This window comes from Arthrobacter sp. B0316-1-20, from assembly GCF_059091865.1.
This window is the reverse complement of the sequence record NZ_JBNHHC010000001.1, coordinates 475,182-491,484: the sequence shown is the minus strand read 5'-3', so window position 1 is coordinate 491,484 and position 16,303 is coordinate 475,182. Positions and strand designations below refer to the sequence as shown.

11 protein-coding genes and 1 tRNA gene are annotated in these 16,303 nt (G+C 65.7%); 2 read left to right on the top strand and 10 right to left on the bottom strand.

The window, feature by feature from the left end; all coding sequences use genetic code 11:
* Positions 1–574 precede the first annotated feature (574 nt).
* From AC5RW2_RS02250 to AC5RW2_RS02215, 8 genes are all read right to left on the bottom strand, one after another.
* On the bottom strand, positions 575–3,274 hold the full coding sequence (locus tag AC5RW2_RS02250; protein ID WP_494073610.1) for a LuxR C-terminal-related transcriptional regulator: 2,700 nt from the start codon (positions 3,272–3,274) through the stop codon (positions 575–577).
* Positions 3,271–5,538: a helix-turn-helix transcriptional regulator gene (locus AC5RW2_RS02245; protein ID WP_494073609.1), complete on the bottom strand. Its 2,268-nt coding sequence runs from the start codon at positions 5,536–5,538 to the stop codon at positions 3,271–3,273. The genes AC5RW2_RS02250 and AC5RW2_RS02245 overlap by 4 nt, the downstream gene beginning before the upstream one ends.
* Positions 5,539–5,826: 288 nt before the next feature.
* A complete protein-coding gene (locus tag AC5RW2_RS02240) occupies positions 5,827–6,807 on the bottom strand; it encodes a ribose-phosphate diphosphokinase (protein WP_494001412.1) in 981 nt (326 codons plus the stop codon).
* On the bottom strand, positions 6,804–8,342 hold the full coding sequence (glmU, locus tag AC5RW2_RS02235) for a bifunctional UDP-N-acetylglucosamine diphosphorylase/glucosamine-1-phosphate N-acetyltransferase GlmU (protein ID WP_494073608.1): 1,539 nt from the start codon (positions 8,340–8,342) through the stop codon (positions 6,804–6,806). The genes AC5RW2_RS02240 and glmU overlap by 4 nt, the downstream gene beginning before the upstream one ends.
* 56 nt (positions 8,343–8,398) lie before the next feature.
* Positions 8,399–8,470, bottom strand: a tRNA-Gln gene (locus AC5RW2_RS02230).
* Positions 8,471–8,580: 110 nt separating this feature from the next.
* Entirely contained in the window at positions 8,581–10,164 is a 1,584-nt protein-coding gene (locus AC5RW2_RS02225; protein ID WP_494001414.1) for a putative bifunctional diguanylate cyclase/phosphodiesterase, read from the bottom strand.
* Positions 10,154–10,540 (bottom strand): SpoIIAA family protein, encoded by a 387-nt coding sequence (locus AC5RW2_RS02220; protein ID WP_494073607.1) that lies wholly within the window; start codon positions 10,538–10,540, stop codon positions 10,154–10,156. The genes AC5RW2_RS02225 and AC5RW2_RS02220 overlap by 11 nt, the downstream gene beginning before the upstream one ends.
* Positions 10,541–10,745: 205 nt before the next feature.
* The gene (locus tag AC5RW2_RS02215) at positions 10,746–11,780 is read right to left on the bottom strand and encodes a hypothetical protein (protein ID WP_494073606.1); all 1,035 of its coding nucleotides are present in this window, start codon (positions 11,778–11,780) and stop codon (positions 10,746–10,748) included.
* 207 nt (positions 11,781–11,987) lie between these two features.
* Here AC5RW2_RS02215 and AC5RW2_RS02210 point away from each other — a divergent pair, with 207 nt between their 5' ends.
* Positions 11,988–12,143, top strand: a complete 156-nt coding sequence (locus AC5RW2_RS02210) for a hypothetical protein (RefSeq protein WP_494073605.1) — start codon at positions 11,988–11,990, stop codon at positions 12,141–12,143.
* Between the two features lie 77 nt (positions 12,144–12,220).
* Here AC5RW2_RS02210 and AC5RW2_RS02205 read toward each other — a convergent pair whose 3' ends face one another.
* Positions 12,221–13,942, bottom strand: a complete 1,722-nt coding sequence (locus AC5RW2_RS02205) for an ATP-binding response regulator (protein ID WP_494073604.1) — start codon at positions 13,940–13,942, stop codon at positions 12,221–12,223.
* Positions 13,943–14,166: 224 nt separating this feature from the next.
* Here AC5RW2_RS02205 and AC5RW2_RS02200 point away from each other — a divergent pair, with 224 nt between their 5' ends.
* A complete protein-coding gene (locus tag AC5RW2_RS02200; protein ID WP_494073603.1) occupies positions 14,167–15,141 on the top strand; it encodes a DMT family transporter in 975 nt (324 codons plus the stop codon).
* Here AC5RW2_RS02200 and zapE read toward each other — a convergent pair.
* Positions 15,061–16,209, bottom strand: a complete 1,149-nt coding sequence (gene zapE / locus AC5RW2_RS02195; RefSeq protein ID WP_494073602.1) for a cell division protein ZapE — start codon at positions 16,207–16,209, stop codon at positions 15,061–15,063. The genes AC5RW2_RS02200 and zapE overlap by 81 nt on opposite strands.
* Positions 16,210–16,303: the final 94 nt, after the last annotated feature.

Genomic DNA, 16,303 nt, shown 5'->3' with positions numbered 1-16,303 from the left:
GGCTGCCGCCCCGGGCACGTCTCCTCCGGGCGGGGGGAGCGTGTGAGTCCCGGGCTGCAGGCCTGGACAGCTCCGGTGACCCGTTCTGCTGCGCCGGACCGTGCGGGACCGCCGCATGTGTGAACATGCGTGTGGCAGGCCCTCGAGACCTTGTCGAGTTCTGCGATCATGACGATTCCCCAATCTGTTCAACCGGGTCCCCAATCCGTTCCACCAGACGGATTCTGCGATCGACCAGCGCGCGCAGTGCTCCTACGGGGATGCGCGATGCTGCCCGTGTCCCAGGCGAGGCCCGTGCCCCAAATTCGGTTGCCGGGATGGATGTCACAGCCCGCCGACGCATGCCCGCGGACTGTCCCGGAACCGATAGTCGTCGAGAGCCTCACGCCCCCTTGGTTTCTACCGAAGCTTTCGACAGTTTCAGCCTAGGAAGCGGCTACGATGTATGCCCAAGTAGCCGACACTCGACTTGGACCGACAATTCGGCTGTTTCCTGCCGCGGCATGACCGATGGCCTACTTGCTGCTTCGCGGGCGGTACTTGGATCTGCGCGTCAGATACTTGCTGTTGGCCCTCACTGATCCAGTACTTCGGCGTACCGGATCAGCTGCTGGCGGTTCTCGACCCCGAGTTTTCGGTATATCCGGTACAGGTGTCCCTCGGCGGTCCGGGGAGAGAGCGTCAAGGACTCCGCGATCTGCTTGTTGCTGGCGCCCCGGCGCACCAAGTGGACAATTTGTTGCTCCCGCGCGGTCAGTGCCGGTGCACTCCCCCGGGCACGTTCGGTTGCAGGAGTCGTGACACCGTCGAGTCGGCGCAGGGTTACCCGCAATTGGTGCAGTGCACCGTTGTGCTGGCGTTGAAGCCCCTGCCGTTGGTAGATGTCCGATGCCCAGGACGTTGCCGTGGCCGCGAGCAAATCTTTGCCCGCACGCGTTGCCATCTCGGCTGCTGCCATCAAACCCCCCGGATCCGATGAGGCCCTGCTGGACGCGACAGCCGCCAAAGCCTGGGTTTCGGGCCCATCCAACGGGGCGCACAGTTCCGCGAGACGTGCCGCCCCGCTACCGTCCCCGAGCAGGAGCTGATGCTCCAAGATCTCTTTCTCTGCGCTGACCCATCCCGCCGCACGGGCCGTTGCCGCGAAGGCTTCAAGTTCGTCCAGCAGAAGAACCGGATTCGCGCGTGCTGTTCCCGGCGGGCCCGCGCGGCTTGATGCATCTGCTGCAGCGTAGGCAGAGGCTACAAGCAGGCGCGGGCGGCTCCCGGTGCCCGCTTCTTTCTGCAGGCCAACCCGGAAGTCTTTGGCTTGCCCGCCGTTGCCCAACAGAGCCGCTCCGGCTGCTGCGGCTCCGAGCACGGATGGAAGCAGCATCCCTTGATCCTCGTGGCGCAGCGGGCCGATACCTTCCGCCAACGACTGGACCGCGGGCTTCATCCGGCCCCTTCGAAAGAGAAGCAGTCCTCGCAGAGCGGATTCGTTACCTGAAAACCAACGGTGCCGGCACGGCGCGGTCCTGCTGTATTCATCCAGGGCGCGTTCTGCCTCCTGGTAGCGGCCGGCGATCAACAAGGACTCCACGTTCCGGGAGAAGACAAAGGGATAGAAGGACCGTAGCGACGGAGTTGCCGCGACCAGCTTCAGGGCCTCTGTCCCGGCTTCCGCCGCCTGCCTGAAACGGCCGGTTTCCGCCAGGCAAAGCGCCTTGACGGTACCGGCAAGCAGTCGGGTAACTCCAGCATCCTCAGATCCAGGGGCGGGGGCGTTCTCCAGCCGATCGAGGGCCGTTCCGAAGTTTCCTTCCAACATGTCGGCATAAGCCTGCAGCAACCAAGCACCGGTTGCTGCATCCAGGCACGCCGCTGCGACCGGAGCGTCGCCCGGGGCCGTCGAGGGTTGCGCCGCCGCTGCTTCCATCCAACCGGAGGAAATCTTTTCAAGCTGAACCCGGTACCCGGCTTCCGGCTCCACCAGGGACGCCCGGAGCAGCGCGGCGGCCGCGATTGTCCGATGGTCCACGTTCTCATGGATCAGGTCCAGCGCCGTTTTGGCCTCCGAGCTGTCGCCCAGCCCCCAATGGGCGCGCGCTCGTTCCACCAGAGCGGCAGGCTGGCCGTTTGTGCCGGCATCTGCAAGCCTTAGAGCCAGCTGATGGTCACACTCGTCATTGGCGGCACACGCGGCAGGCAGTAATTCTTCGGGTGACGGCGGCCGGCCGGCGTCAACCTGCCAGCGCACCAGTTCCACCCTGGCTCTCTCCGGTGCAGGTTCCAGGCGGTTCATGACGTCCAGGTATTGGTTGAGAAGTTCCGCGCTGCGTCCTGCGGGCACCATGGATCGGATAACGTCCGCGTACGGCGGGAACCGAAGCCGCACGGCGAGGTTTCCGGTGCGCATGTCCGCCAACAGCCCCATCTCCTCCAAGGATCGGACCGCCATACTGTCGAAGAGGGCACCGGTCGCTGCAGCCGACACCGAGCCGGCCAGTGCGGCGATGTCCACCACACGCCGCTGAGGTGCCTCCAGCCCATTGACCAGTCCCTTGAACAGATCAAGTGCGCCCGGATCCAGGCCAGTGGGTTCCTGGATCATCCGCCACACTCCGTGGTGCTGCACCACATTGCCCGCTGCAGCAGCGTGGGCGGCCAAGGCCTTCAGGAGGTGCGGATTCCCCAAAGACTTGTGCTGCAGCATCTGCACCGTCCCGCCGGCTACGGCCCCTCCAAACATCTGTTCAAGGGTGTTGCGGACTTCCCCCGTCGTGAGCGGGCGCACTTCGAAGGCTTCCAGGATCCCGTCCTGGCACAATTCCAGGAGCTCCCGCGGCTGCGCGCTCCAGCTTCTACAGAGCGCAAGGATCTTGAGTGAGCGCGCCATGACCAGTTGCGCCAGCAGATGGCTGCTCGCGTCATCCAGATCATGGACATCGTCGACCATCAGCAACAGGGGACGGGCCTCGCCCGCGGGGCCCTTGGCAAGGGAGGTGCGCACCGTCCGCAGGACCGCCAGCGGAGATTCCAACTCCGCGGGGGTCACTCCCCTCAGATAAGGAAAGAGCGCACCGTAGGGCACGGGCGCCAGGGTTGGTTCGGCTCGTACCCGCTGCACCCGCACCGTGTCCCCAAGGTTCCGGACAACCCCATCCGCGACGGTGGACTTCCCTATGCCGGCGTCCCCGTAAAGCACCGCTCCGCCGGTTGCCTGGCCGGCGAGGCAAGCGGTCACCGCATCGACGAGGTCCCGGCGCCCGCCCCCGGAGCCGGAAACGTTCATGCGGTTGGGCCAGGGGAGTCCGGAGCCAGCATCTCGGCCAACTCTTGACGGCTGCGAATGAGCAGTTTGGAAAACACCTGGTACAAGTGGCCTTCGACCGTTCTGGTCGAGACACCAAGTTCCCGGGCGACAGCGTGATTGCTGCGGCCCTCGGCAACAGACCTGGCAACAGCCTGTTCACGCGCAGTGAGGCGCCCGCGCCAGGCGGCCTCGTAGCCTGATTCCGTCCCGGCCTCAAGGAGTGTACGAACCTTGCGCCTGACCCTGCGGAGTACATCGGCCCGTCCCGATCTGTCTGCGGCCGCCTCGGCCTGGCCGGCTACGTCGCGGGCAAAGGTCAGTTGACCGGCTCTAGCCGCTTGCTCGGCCGCTTGGAGAAGCAGGCTGGCATTTCCGGAAGCGAGGCCCTTCGCGTACGTTTCGCAGACATCGGCGAAAGGTCCTTGGCACCGGGTGGCAAGTTCCAGCAGTCGGCCATCCTCGTCCACCCCGCACAGACGCGCCATGGCCGCCAGCGCCATCATCTCCATTGCGCCGACCGCCGCCGACCGGTCCGCAGCCGCCTGCTGCCGCAGCAGTCGCAGCGCACCATCGACGTCGCCGCTGGCCGCCCGTGCCATGGCGCGAAAGTGCCGTTCCAGGCGGTTGATGAGCCAGGGACTTGCCCCGCCGCGGGGGGGTTCTGTTCCTGCCTCTCCGCCGGCTTCATTGAGCATGGCCCGGCAGTAAGCCAAGGACGCTTCGGCCAATGGTGCCAATCCGTCGGGATCCGCTTCCGACGACTGGGCGCGGGCAGAGCGCAGCAGGCCCGCTGCACGGTGCAGATCACCGGTTAAGGCCAGCACGATGCCGTCAACGAGTTCCTCCCACGTACCGCCGGGATCACCACGGCGGCCGCACTGGCGGAGACGCCCGGCGCCGTCCAACCAGGAGCCGGACAGCAAGTAGGCTGCGGCCCGGTGCTGTTGGATCTCCCGGCGGCGTTCTTCAGGCACCGTTGCAAGGTCGGGCCACGGCTCGTCGGCAACCGCCAGCGCATCATCACTGCGCCCGGTGACTGCCAAGGACTCGCAGAGCAGGGCTCGGCTGAGCAGCCTCTGCCACGTCGGGACAAAGGGATCCTCTGCACAGCGCCGAAGCAGGTCTAGCGAGCCAGCGTACTCACCCTGAAAGACCATGGACCGGGCCGTGTTTAGCGGCGGCACCAAGCCGTTCCGGACCGGTTCCGGGTGGCTGCGGAGGGTCGTCCGGGGCACGGCCGGTGGCCGGGACCGATAGAGACCGTCGGGCGAGGTTGCGCGGAGGGCCTCTGCCATGAGCCGGTCAGCGATTTTGACCACTGGGGCCGGATGGTAGCCGATGCCAACTATCCCGCGATACTGAAGCTGGTCCAAGGCACCACCGCGCCCGGTCGCCTGCAGATCGGACAGGGGAAGACCGCCGGACTCCGCGAGTTGGCGGGCGAGCTCCAGAACGTCGTCGTCCAAACCGCTCAGGGTCGCGCACACAGTGCTCACCGTGGGCGGCCCCAGCCGGACCGGTTTGCCGGTGTGGACCCATACGCCGTTCCGTTCCCGGAGAGTACCTGAGGATACGTAGTCCCTGACCAGCAACGGAACCAACCTTGGATTCCCGCCGGAATGTGCCTGCAGCACCCGCGCCGCTTCGCGTGAAAGCCGTCCGTCCAGCCCGGTCGCAGCCAGCTCGCCAACTTCCGACTGGTTCAGGGGAGGCAGGTCGATCCGCCGCATTCGCGGGTCGTGGCCCAGGCTCAGGAAGGCCGGCGGAACCGCCGAAAAATCCCGGGCGAGAATAATGCTTCGTACATCTCCCCTCGTGACCAGTTGGCCGAGCAGTGTCGCGGAGTCGCCGTCGATATGCTCCGCGTTGTCGATCAGCAGGACGACGTCTCTGCCGCCGGCTGCCTGGCTCAGTTGTTGTGACAATCCGTCCAGAACCAACATCGGGTGCGCCAGCTGCGAGTCATCCAACTCGGCCAGCAAGTATGTCAGCGCCCCGTAGGAGCGGCTGCGCGCGTACGCGGTTCCGCGCAGTTGGACGACCAGGACGCGTTCCCCAAGATGTTTAACCACATGCCGTGCCAGCAGGGTCTTCCCGTATCCAGAGGGCGCGACGACGACCGCGCCCGCGGATCCCCTGTCCGTCAGCGCTTTAAGAACCGCTCCTGCGACCTCCACCCGGCCGATCAGAACCGTGTCCGGGCCGGGCACAAGCGCATGACTGAATAAACTCTCAGCCTTCATGGCGAGACCGTCTTTCTTCCCCTGCCCCCAACGCCCGACCCCCATCGGACGTGAAATTAACCATAGCCAGCGAGTCCGGCCTTGTACACGAGTAGCAGGCGGGTGGGCCGGGAACGGCTGCGGCAGATGATCCACGCCGGCCAAGGTACAGTCCCGGTCTGAGACGGGAAGCCTCCGGAGACGGAAAAGGAGCCGGCGAGGGGGCGGCCACATCGTCAGGCCGTCACCCGTCGCCGGCTCCGCTCAGGAACCGCTAGAGACTGGTTGAAACTGTGTCAGGCCCCGCTGTCAGGCCTTGCCGTCGAAGAGGCTCGTGACCGAGCCGTCTTCGAAGACTTCGCGGACCGCGCGGGCGACCAGCGGAGCAATCGACAGGACGGTCAATTCCTTGAAGTTTTTCTCCGGCGGGATCGGCAGCGTGTTGGTGACCACCACTTCCCGGGCACCGCTCTCGGAAAGCCGGCGGGCGGCCGGATCCGAGAACACGGCGTGCGTTGCTGCGATGATGACGTCCTTGGCGCCGGCGTTCTTCAGGACCTGAACGGCGCCGGAGATCGTTCCGCCGGTGTCGATCATGTCGTCGATCAGCACGCAGGTGCGGCCCTCAACCAAGCCGACGACCTGCTTCGACACGGCCTGGTTCGGCGCGTTCACGTCGCGGGACTTGTGTACGAAGGCCAGCGGAGCCCCGCCCAGCCGCTCGGCCCACTGTTCGGCAACGCGGACGCGGCCGGTATCCGGGGACACCACGGTCACGTTGTCCAGGTCGACCCGTGTGCGGACGTACTCGGCCAGGAGCGGGATGGCCATGAGGTGGTCGACCGGACCGTCGAAGAAGCCCTGGATCTGCGCCGTGTGCAGGTCGACGGACATCAGCCGGTCCGCGCCGGCCGTCTTGTACATGTCGGCCACCAGGCGGGCCGAGATCGGTTCCCGGCCGCGGTGCTTCTTGTCCTGCCGGGCATACGGGTAGAACGGAGCGACCACGGTGATGCGCTTGGCGGAGGCCCGCTTGAGCGTGTCCACCATGATCAGGTGCTCCATCAGCCATTCGTTGATGGGAGCCGGGTGCGCCTGGATCACGAAGGCGTCGGTGCCGCGCACGCTTTCCTCGAACCGGACGTAGATCTCGCCGTTTGCGAAGTCGTAGGCGGACGTCGGCAGGAGGTCGATCTCCAACTCTTTGGCGATCTCCCGCGCCAGCTCGGGATGGGCGCGTCCGGAGGCCAGCACCAGCCTCTTTTCGCCCTGTGCCTTGATTCCGCTCATGAAGGATCACTTTCTGCAGTTGGGGATTGCGTGGAGGAAGTTCGGGTGGCAGCTTCTGCAGATGAGCTGCCGGGGCGGTTCTTCTGCACCCAGCCGTCAAGGTTCCGCTGCGGCGCGACGCTGACCGCGAGCGCTCCGGGCGGCACATCCTTGCGGATCACCGCGCCTGCGCCGGAGTAGGCACCGTCGCCCACGTGCACGGGAGCCACAAAGACGGTGTTCGAGCCGGTGCGCACGTTCGAGCCGATGACTGTACGGTGCTTCTTTTCGCCGTCGTAATTGGCGGTGATATTGCCACAGCCAATGTTGGCATACTCACCGATCTCCGCATCCCCGGCATAGCCGAGATGGGACAGCTTGGCGCCCTTGCCGATGGTCACGTTCTTGGTTTCGTAAAACGCGCCGATCTTCCCCTTCTCGCCCAGCACCGTGCCGGGGCGAAGGTAGGTGAACGGGCCAACGGTGGCGCCGGGCCCGATCTCGGAATCGGTGCCGTGCGTCCTGATGACCGAGGCGCCCTCGCCCACGGTTACGTTCGTCAGGGTCGTCTCCGGCCCCACCACGGCATCGGAGGCGACATGCGTGGCGCCGTGCAGCTGAGTGCCGGGCAGCAGCGTCACGTCGGTGCCGAACGTCACCGTCGAGTCGATCCACGTGGATGACGGATCCACGATGCTGACGCCGGCCCGCATGGCAGCGTCCAAGACCCGCCGGTTGTGCTCCGCCCCCAGGGCAGCCAACTGGACCCGGTCGTTGGCCCCCTCCACCTGCCAGCGGTCGGTGGTGACGACGGCGGCCACCCGGCCGCCGTCGGCCCGGGCCAGCGAAAGCACGTCGGTCAGGTACTTCTCGCCCTGGGCGTTGTCCGTGGTGATCCTGGACAGGGCGGCGCGAAGGACTCCGGCATCGAAGGCATAGATTCCGGAGTTGACCTCACGGATCGCGCGCTGCTCGTCCGTGGCGTCCTTGTGCTCGACGATGCCTTGGACACTGCCGTCCTCGGCGCGGATGATCCGCCCGTATCCGCCGGCGTCATCGAGGACTGCGGTCAGTACGGTAACGGCATTCCCGCTGGAGGCGTGCTCGGCCACGAGTTCCTTCAGCAGCGCCGTGGTCAGCAGCGGAACGTCGCCGTAGGTGACCACCACGGGGCCGTCCGGCTGGGCGGGAAGGGCATCCAGTGCCACCTCCACTGCGCGCCCGGTACCGGGGATCTCGTCCTGGTCGACGATCAGTACGTCCGGATCCAGCGAAGAGATATGCTCCGCCACCTGGTCACGCTCATGGCGTACGACGGCGGCGAGCACCGTGGGTGCCAGGCCGCGTGCCGCGGCGAGCGCGTGGCCCACCATGGAGACGCCGCCGATCTCATGCAGGATCTTGGGCTTTTTGGACTTCATCCGGGTGCCCGCCCCCGCGGCCAGGACGATGACCGCTGCCGGTGTTGAAGCGTTTTTGACGTTTTGTTCAGGGACGTCCTGGGGGCTCACTAAGTGGCACTCCTCGCTGCGCTGATTCCGGTGTGGCCGGTGCATTTGGGTTAACGGCATCCTACCTGCCGCAGCACCTCCGGTTTACCGGCCGGTGGTCGTTCCGCCCATAGGATTCGAACCTATACTCCACGGCTCCAAAGGCCGGGGTGCTGCCATTACACCAGGGCGGACCGTGCCGCCAAGAACACTGACCCGGCGGCACAAGTGTCCATTTTGCCACGTTTGCCAACCCCGATGCGACTCGGCGGCACGGGCCGCCGACACATGGCATCCGTGCCGGTCACTCCACCGCGGTCGCCAAGCTGGGTGCGTCCTCAAAGGATGGCTCGACGGCCGCCGGCAGGCTGGCACCGCTGCGCAACAGCCGGGCCATGACTGCTGCCGACACCGGCTTGCTGAAATAGAACCCTTGGCCACCGCTACAGCCAAGATCGCGCAATTGTTCCGCCTGTTCCCGCGTCTCGATGCCCTCGAAGATCGCGTCCAGCCCCGCAGCACGAATGAGCTGAAGGACGGCACCGATGAAGTCCTGCTGGGAACCGTCGGCAGAATGCGTAGCAATGATGGACCGGTCCACTTTGACCATGTCAACCGGCAACCGGCGCAGGTAACTGATCGATGAGTAGCCGGTTCCGAAGTCATCGATTTCGATGCCGATCCCGAGCTTGCGCAGGGCCAGCAAGGAGTAGGTCTCCACTTCTCCCCCGGTAACCAGACCGGTCTCCGTGATCTCCAGCACCAGCGACTCGGCCGGCATTCCGGAATCCCTCAAGACGCCCCGAACGTGCTCTACCAGGTCGATGCGTTGGAGCTCGGCTACCGAGAGATTAACGCGGATCTGGAACGCCGGATCCAGGTTCAGTTCGGCGGACCACTGGGCGAACTGGTGCGCGGCCGCCCACAAGGTCCACCGCCCCAGGTCAACAATCAGGCCGGTCTGTTCTGCCATGGGGATGAAGTCGGCCGGCATGACACGTCCCCGCACCGGGTGATTCCACCGGATCAACGCTTCCACCCCGATCGGCAGGCCCGTGCACAGATCCACCACCGGTTGGTACTCGAGCTCGAAGCCGCCGGTCGCGATGGCACCGCGGAGTTCGGACGCCATCTGGTTGTGCAGTTGGCGCGCCTGAAGCATATGGGACTGGAAGACCTTGGTGCGGTTCTGGGGGTCTTTTTTCGCCTCGTACATTGCCGTGTCCGCGTCCAGCAGCAGGCTCTGCGCGGTCTGTCCCGCATCTGCCACCCGGACGCCAATGCTGGCCTGGGGCCAGACGGTGACTTCGTCCAGTTGGATTTCGTCATTGAGCACGCCCAGAATCCGCTGGGCCACCTGGAGCGCGAGGTCCGTCGTCGCGCGCGGAAGCAGGACCGCAAATTCGTCGCCGCCCAGCCGTGCCACCGTGTCGCCGTCGCGCACGACGGACCTCAGCCTGTTCGCCACGACCGTGAGTACGCGGTCGCCGGCGTCGTGGCCAAAACTGTCGTTGACCTGCTTGAAGGAATCCATGTCCAGCAGGAGCAATGCCGGGGCCCGCTGGCCGGACCGCGCATCGTCGAGCGCGGCGTCCATGTCCTTGGCCAAGGCCGTGCGGTTCGCCAGCCCGGTCAAGGCATCTGTGAGGGCCATCCGGCTCATGTCCCGATGTGCCTGGCGCAGTTCAGCCGTCCGTTGCTCGACGCGCTGTTCCAGTTCCATGTAGCTAAGCTGCAGCTCCTCGGCCAACAGGTTGACGCCCGTGATGACGGCGTCGATATCGTCGCGTGCCGGCGAGGGGTCGATCCTGGTGGACAGATCGCCTCCGGCCAGGCGGACCATCCCGTCGACCAACTGCTGGAGCCGAGGATCGGCATTATGCGGCATTGTCCCGTTCCAGCCACGCGAGGGCCTGTGGTTCGGAGTCAAAGTAGCGGACAGGGCATTCGGACGGTTCGGCTCCCAGCACGAAGTTGGCGATCACCCGGTCCACTGGAGACTCGCCCACGAGGGCGATGGCGGATGCATTCGTCTGCCGGCCCAGCATGGACCGGGCCAGGCGGGAGATTGATGTGATGCCCGTCATCCGCATCAAGACACGGCACGGGTGGCCGCCGGAAAGAACGCGAAGCTGTGTTGACGTGTGGGCCGCGACTTCGTCGGTGAAGGCTGATCCGTTCGGAAGATCGACGCTGATGATGCCGCCGCCGGCACTGATCACGTCGGCTGCAACGGCATCGGCCGGGTCAACCACGCGCCTCATGCGGCCGCGTCGTTATTGGATACCGCTCCTGCAACCCTCTCGGGCCAGCCATGACCTAGCACGTGCATCCGCTCCCCAACGATTCGGTGGAAGCTTTCGCTCCCGTCCAACAAATCCAGAACCTACTGCTTCAGAACTGCCAATCGTTCACAGCGTAAACGAACGGAGTTCACGACACGCTCAATGACACGATGAAGAATGCATGTTACGAAGCCCGCGGAAACTCGGCGATTGCAGCCGCAACCTGCGCCGCCCGATCCTTGGCACCCGCTTGACTGAAATAGGCTTGGCTCTCCTTAAGGCAACGCAGCGCATTCATGAAGTCGCCCTGCTCCTGCAGGGCCCGCCCCAAGAGAAGATTCGCTTCTCCCGCGGTTTGGTGGCCCATTGCCTCAGACTCGCTGCAGATGCCAACGAGTATCGCCACGGCTTGATCCAATTCCTGGTTTAAAACGTGCCAGTTGGCGCGGTTCAAACGGTTTTTAAACCGGTCGCTGCCATCCTCACCGATAATCGACGCGGCCAACTCAGCACGCTCCATGCAATGTTCTGTTTCGGCGTCTGCCACACCTGCCGACAACCGCATTGACGCAGAAGCGCGATTGAACCAAGCCCACAGAGCCAGATCATTCAAGGGCGACAGGTACTCAGCTGCGAGCTTGTGGTACCTAATCCCGTCCTCGGCCTCATGCCGCAGGAAGGCCACATTGCCGATGACCCAGTAGCCCTTGCCTGTAGCCTGTGAATCGATGCCTGACCCCAAGATTCCGACAAGCTTCAGGCACTCCTGCCAAGCCTGCTCCAATTGGTCGCTCTCCGCGAGGGAAGCGATCAAGGCAAGAAAAGAACCTATTCTCAGGTTCTCACCTACGTCTATGTCCGAGGAAATGTGAACCGCTTTGACCCCGAACTGAACAGCTCGGTCTAGCTCGCCGGCTGCTTGACAAACATCCGACAGCAGGGTGAGAACGCGGCATTCGAGCTCTCTCGACCCAAGCGTGATGGGATGCTTGCGGAGAACTTCCGCCGTCTCAATGCAAGATCGTATGTCACCCATGCCCCGCTGGCATTCGGCTTGAAACAAAGTCATCTGCCACCAAGCCGTTTCATCACCCGCCTGTTTCGCCCGACGCGCGGCCTGGAGTGCCAGCTCCAGCCCGTGCAGAAAGTCCCTTCGGCCGAAAGCCTCCCGCGCGCGCAGCTCGATTAGGAAACTATCTCCGGACGGATCAGGAGCCATGGTGCCTATCCTCCATGCATCGAAGTTTATTCAGACAGGCAAGTGGTCCCATCTGCATCATCCTATTAGGCCCGGCGCGCTAACTGGGGAACCCCTGAATGTGTCGTTTAACCGGTAGTTGGAACACCCACCTGTCTGTACACTAAACAGTGTCATCACCACTGCATCGATTTGCGAGTCTATGCATAAAAAACGAGGGAGCACCCAATGAAAAAGTTCTCGGCATCAGTACTCATTGCTGCAGTTCTGGCCATCACCGGCGCGACGGCTGCCTCAGCCGCCGACGGCAGCTACACCACCATCACGACCGTCAAGTCTGTCGATGGCGGCTTCTCGATTCAGACCGGCAACTGGCCGCACTAAGTAAATAGAGCGGGAATCCCGCTCGCCGGCTGAGGCCGTGGCATGCATCTTCGGACGCATGCCACGGCCTTTGTGGCTTAAGAGACAGCGACGGCGTCGGAGGCGTCGGCGGGTTGCTGTTTCGGTCCGGAATCCAGCGGAAGTGTAATCGTGAAGGTCGTGCCGATGCCGACCCTCGACTCCACGGAGATATCGCCGCGGTGCTGGTCGACCATCCCCTTGACGATGGCCAGGCCCAGACCGGTGCCCTGGATGGCATGGGCGTTGGATGCCCGGTAGAAACGCGAGAAGAGCTGGGGCAGGTCTTCTTCCGGGATGCCGATCCCGCTGTCGGCGACCTTGACCACGGCGCAGGGGACGCCGTCGTCGTTCTTGCCGCCGAGGTCGACCGTGACCCGCACCTCCCCGTCCTGCGGCGTGAACTTGACGGCATTGGACAGGATGTTGGTGAAGACTTGCTCCAACATCTTGGTATCGCCGTCAGCGGCGAGCCGGGTGTCCAGCCCCTCACCGACCAGCTTAACGTTCTTGGCCTGCGCCACCGGTTCCAGCGCGGTGGAAACCGTGCGCAGGAGGCGTGGCAGGTCCACCGGTTCCGTCTTCAACCCGCTGCTCTGGAAATCCATCCTGGACAGGGTGAGCATGTCTTCGATCAACTCGCGGAGCCGCGCGGCATTGCGACCCACGATCTTCAGCATCCGCGCCACTGATTCCGGGACCTCACCGGCGTCTCCGTCCAACACCAACTCCAGGTACCCGGCGATAGAGGTTAACGGAGTCCGGAGCTCATGGTTGACCGTTGCCACGAAGTTCGACTTGGCTTGGTCCAGCTCGCGAAGCTTTTCCACGACCTGTTGTTGAACTGTAATCAGGTGCCCCTGAATCAGACCGTGGGCCAGGTTGCCGGCTACGTGCTGAAGCAGTGAAATCTCGGCCGGCGACCATGGCCGCGGCTGCCCCGTGCGGATCAGGCACAGCAAGCCGAAAGCCTGCGGGCCCTGCCCCAAGGGCGCGAGCAGGGACAATTTGCCCCGGGGGGTGGCGAGCCATTCGGCCACATGGGGATATGCGGCGATATCGATGCCGCCGTCGTCGGCCGACGTGAGCACGCTGTGCTTGGCCCAGAGCGCCGAGGACAGCTCCAGCACCTGTTCGTCGCTGCGGTAGGGCATGGAGCCCTGGGTGGATTCGCTGATCCATTGAGCGGTGGTATGCGGCACTCGTTCGTCCGCCAGGGTACGCACCCAGACGTGGTCGGCTTCGAAGGCCTCGCCGATGCCACGCAACGCGAGGTTGATCATTTCGTCCGGGTCATTCGTACTGCGAATGCCGTCGGACACATTCCGGATCCGCTCCCGCAGGACGGCCACCCCGTTGCGTTCCCGTCGCCGGTGTTCCGATCTCGCGAGGGTCACGCGGACACGGTTCACCACACTGGCGGCCGTCAGCGGCTTGATCAGGTAGTCGGAGACGCCCAGCTCGTAGCCGCGTTCCACCAAGTGCAGCTCGTCCTCGGTGGCCATGAGCATCACCCGCCACTGCGCGCCCGGCTGGCTGTCCGACAGCCGTCGCACGGCTTCCATCCCGGCCAGGGACATATCGGCGGCGTCCACCAAAAGGATGTCGGGCGGGTTGCGCTGCACCTCGGCCAACACCTCGGCCGCGGAAGTCAACGCAGCGACCGATATGCCGGCATCGCTCAGGACGCTGCGCAGGAACCCGCGGGTCGCAGGGTCCACGGCGCCGACCAGGACGGTTGGGCGCGCTGCCGCCCCGGGCTCACCTGCAACGGTCCGCACTGCATTCCTCCTGCATTGAACGCGGCCCGGTGTCGTCCCGGCCCCCCGACGTTATGAATGAAGAGTAGCAGTGCTCTCACCGGTACGACGCGAGGTTCCGTCCTGCCTCCGGCGCGCACCCGTCCCCCATCAGGACCGGTGCAGGCCCCGACACCTGACGCGGGAAGCAGACATTCCGGTCCGGCCCCGGCCGGTGCACTGCCGCTTGGGTTAGCGTTGCCACCATGACACACGTCCCGCGGATCGCCGCCGTCCCGCTTTCGGTCCTTGCGGCCATCATCGTGACGGTCCTGGCGTGGGCCAGTGCCTTCGTCGTGATCCGCGGCGTGCTGCCGCATTTCGGGCCCGGTCCGCTCAGCCTGATGCGGCTCGCCATCGGCTCGGCCGCACTGGCACTGCTGTTGGTCGGGCGGCCGTGGGTCAGGCCGGGCCGCCGGGCGTGGTTGCTGATCGCCGGCTGCGGCCTGTCGTGGTTCGGCGTCTACAACTTCGCCCTCAACACCGCGGAGCAATCGCTCGACGGCGGCACCACCGCCATGATCGTCAATCTCGCACCCGTGCTCACGGCCTTGGGCGCCGGGCTGTTCCTGGGCGAAGGCATCCCCAGGTGGCTGGCCATCGGCGCCGGAGTCGCTTTCTCGGGAGTCGTCATGATCGGCTTCGGCACCGGTGGCGGCGCGGCCGGCGGCGTCGGGCTGCTCTGGGCGCTGGCAGCGGCGTTGACGTACTCCGCCGGGGTGCTGCTCCAGAAGCCGGCCCTGGGTAGCGTGCCGGCCGGGCAGGTCACCTGGTTGGCCTGCAGCATCGGTGCACTCTCATCGCTGCCGTTTGCCGGTGACCTTTTGGCGGAACTGCGCACCGCCCCGGCCGCGGCGACCTTGGGCGTGGTGTATCTGGGGTTGGTGCCCACGGCCCTGGCTTTCAGCACCTGGGCCTATGCCCTGGCCCGGATGCCGGCCGGGCAACTGAGCGTTTCGTCCTACCTTGTTCCTCCGGTCACCATCGTGTTGGGGTGGCTGTTCCTGAGCGAGACGCCCACCGTGCTGGCCGTCATCGGCGGCGGGGTGTGCCTGCTGGGCGTTGCGCTGTCCCGCCGGCGCGACCGGCGGGAACGGCAGTCAGGGCGCGGCACCCACCCGGCCGAGGGTGCCCAACCGGCTGGCAATGCGGGAGATGTCGACGGCGGACGGGCTGGCTGACGAGGCCAGGTCAAGCGGCTCCGCGCTGATGACCGTCAACGGCACGTCGGCGTCATAGAGGATGTCCACAATATTGCTGAAGCGCTGCCAGCCGTTCATGCTGATCGCTTCCCGGGGCGGCACACCGGAGATGATCCAGTGGGCGGCGTGCGCCAGCAGGCCCAAATAGTCGGAGGCGGCGGTGGGCCCTTCGCACAGGTCGCGGAAATCGAACCACAATTCGGCCGGCGTGCTCCGAAGGACCGGCAGCGGCCAGCTCCCCGGCCGCAGTTCGCGCGCCTCTGCCGCGGACGGCCAGTCTAGGCCCGCCTCGGCAACCCGCGGGTCGCCGGGACCGTCCGGGGCAACGACCATGGCGCCGTCGCCGAACCGGCCGGGGCGGGCACCGCCGTCGTCCGACCGGCCGTCGGCGCGACCGGCGGGCTGCGTGCGGTAGTCGACCGGGCCGGCGACGGGGGCAACGTGCATGGTGCGGCGGATCAGGGCGATGGTGGGCTCGAACAGCTCATGGAAGGCCTCGCCGGGCATCAACTGCTCGGGCGGATAGTTCGAGGTGGTGACCAGCACTATGCCGCGGCGGTGGATTTCACGCAGCAGCCGGGCCAGCAACTGGCCGTCCCCCGGATCGTGGACGTGGAATTCATCCAGGACCAGCAGGGCGCAGCCGCGCAGCAAGCCGTCGATAGCCACCTCAATGGCGCTGGTGCCCGGCGGCCGGGCCTCTGGATCCTGCGCGTCGCGGCGGAGGGCGTGCAGTTGTCGGAACAGGTCGTGGAAGTGCCAGCGCTGCTTGCCCGGCACGTCGACGGCCTCGAAGAACGCCCGGGCCAGCCAGCTCTTGCCCCGTCCGACGGGACCCCAGAGGTACAGCCCGCGGCGCGTGCCCGAAAAAGCGGGCAGTCCGGCGCGGAGCCGCGCGGCGGCTTCGGCGAGCAGGCGGGCGGCCTTTTGCTGGTCTTCATCGAGGCGGAAGCCGGCTGCCGAGGCGGCCTGCTCAAGATGGTCGAGCATCCCGCGGCGGCTGGGGGTCCGCCCCCGCAGGCCGGCCGCAGCGTTTCCTGCGTCCACGACGCGTCCCTCCTTCTCCCGGTACCAACGAAACCCGACCCGCCGGTGCCATCGTTCCGGCCGTCCCCGCCTTAACGGCGCGGGGCGCCCCGGC